The sequence below is a fragment of the Candidatus Eisenbacteria bacterium genome (assembly GCA_016867495.1).
Taxonomy (GTDB): domain Bacteria; phylum Eisenbacteria; class RBG-16-71-46; order CAIMUX01; family VGJL01; genus VGJL01.
In genome coordinates, this window is sequence record VGJL01000320.1 from 1 (window position 1) to 2,070 (window position 2,070).

Here is a 2,070-nt window from a genome sequence, read left to right on the forward strand (position 1 = left end):
GCTCTGGTTGCAGAGCTCCGGTCAGACCGTCGGTGGGTGCGCGTTCGGGAGAGAGGGGACGCTTACCTCCGGCGGGGCGCGCTCGTGGAAGAGCGCCCGATTCTCGGCGCCGGTTCTTTTCCTGTGAGCGAGAATCTTATCGACGACCTCCGGCTCGGTGATGACCGAGACCAGCTGGAGCCGCGCGCCGCAACGGGGGCAGAGGAGCGGATCGACCTCGAAGACCTTTTTGGGGAGCCTCGCCCAGCTCGCGCGGCGGGAGGTGGGAGCGGGTGTGCCCGCTTCGCCCGGCGGGAGGGAACCGGCGCGCGGCTCGGCCCATTTGAGGCGACGAGACGAGCGTGTGCTCCTCCTGTCTTCCTCTCCCGTGATTCTCTTTCTCCAGATCTTCCCGGCTCGGTTGGCGTAGACACCATAGTAGCGGACCAAGTGCTGCCCACGGTCGGGTACCTGAGCGACCACGGCGTGGACGAAGTCGAGGGGATCGAAAACGATCTCGGTCTTGCCCGTGCGCGGATGGGGAGGGGTGCGGAGATGGACGCGATCTTCCGAGTCGATCTCCACCTGGGAGAAGGCGAGCGGGGGGCGCGCGAGGGAGCGGGCGAGGCGTTCGAGGCGGGGTTCGCCGGGCGGGAGAGGCTCTCCGGCATGCACCGAGAAACCGGACCTCCGCCAGGAGAGGAGCGAAAGGAGGAACTCCTCGGAGAGCCGCTCGGCCTCGTGGAGGCCGATGAGCAGGAGAAGCCGAAAGAGCTCCTCGACGAGGGACGTGTCGGGGAGGGAATCGGTGAGAAACTCCCCTCCCGTCTCCACGCTCCTTCACTGACCAAGGCGTGGAGGTGCGGATGGAAGTTGGCGAAGGAGCCGAAGGTCTGCACGGAGGCGACCACGCCGGGGAGGGCTTTCGGATCGTCGGTCTGGGCGGCGAAGCCGCGGCGGATCGCCTCGTAGGCGGAGCGGGCGAGCAGACCGAGGAGGCGACGCTCCCGCTCGAAGAGCCCGCGCAGCACGCGGGGGATGGTCAGGACCCAGTGACGATGCGTAGCCGGAAGGAGGATCTCCTCGCTCAGCTTCTCGGCGAGGAGAGCGGCCCTCTTGGCCTGGCAGCTGGGGCAGAGGTTCCGGGTCCGGCAGGAGAAGGCGAGAAGGTGCTCGCGCCGGCAGGAGGGACAGCGGATCCGTGCGAAGCCGCCCACGAGCCTCCCGCACGCCAGGAACTCTTCCACCGCACGAGAGACGACGGGGCGGAGCGGCCCGTAGCGGTGCTCGAAGCGCTCCTCGTGGACCCCGACGTACCGATCGAAGTGGTGTTCGATGAGTTGGTAGAAGGCCGTCCGCTCGGGCCTGCGCGGGCGGTAGGCTGGTCCGGATTCGCGGACGCGCCAGGCTGGATGCGGGGCGATCCGACGGCGGATCGGATAGAGGCCCGAACGTCGTCGCGTCGCCGAAGGGGCCATGACCGATCCCTCCCGGGAGGGCTCGGTGCAAAGGCCGCGCCAGGACGCCCCCGGTCCCGGCAGCCGATCCAACATCCCCGGACTCGATCTTCAGACACATCCCGAGATCCGGCGAGGGAGAATCCGGGCCTACGCCGGGATGTCGCGCGGAAATGGATGGGAGGTGTGTCGAGCGGTGTCGGGGCGAGCCCCGGCATCCCGCCATCGGCCCTGCAGACGCCAGCTTGCCCGGCAGCCGGTCCCCGCCAAGCGATACCGAGTCTGTCAGCCGCCCCCCCGGGCTTCGAAGAGCGACACTCCGCCTCCCCGGGCAGGACTCGAACCTGCAACCAACCGGTGAATGGTCGACCGGTTCTCGCGAACCGAGCGGCCGCGGAATCAGAGACGATCCGGTCTTCTCGCGGAGGCCGCACCGCCTCTCGCTCGCGCTCCTTCTTTCCCTCTTCCTCGCCCTCGATCTCCTGGTCTCAGGAACAGCCTGGTTCCTTGCCCTTTCGGCGGGCGCGGGTTCCTTCCGGCGTGTCCTCGAGGACGATCCCGCGGGAGAGAAGCTCGTCGCGAATCCGATCCGCCTCTGCGAAGTTCCGGCTCTTCCTCGCCTCATCGCGGCGAC

The 2,070-nt window shown here is 68.5% G+C and carries 1 protein-coding gene and 1 pseudogene; both read right to left on the reverse strand.

Annotation, left to right across the window (positions count from 1 at the left end):
- Positions 1-21 precede the first annotated feature (21 nt).
- Positions 22-813: a hypothetical protein gene (locus FJY88_13885; protein MBM3288417.1), complete on the reverse strand. Its 792-nt coding sequence runs from the start codon at positions 811-813 to the stop codon at positions 22-24.
- Positions 814-971: 158 nt separating this feature from the next.
- Positions 972-1,532 (reverse strand): annotated as a pseudogene (locus tag FJY88_13890) (hypothetical protein).
- Between the last annotated feature and the right edge of the window lie 538 nt (positions 1,533-2,070).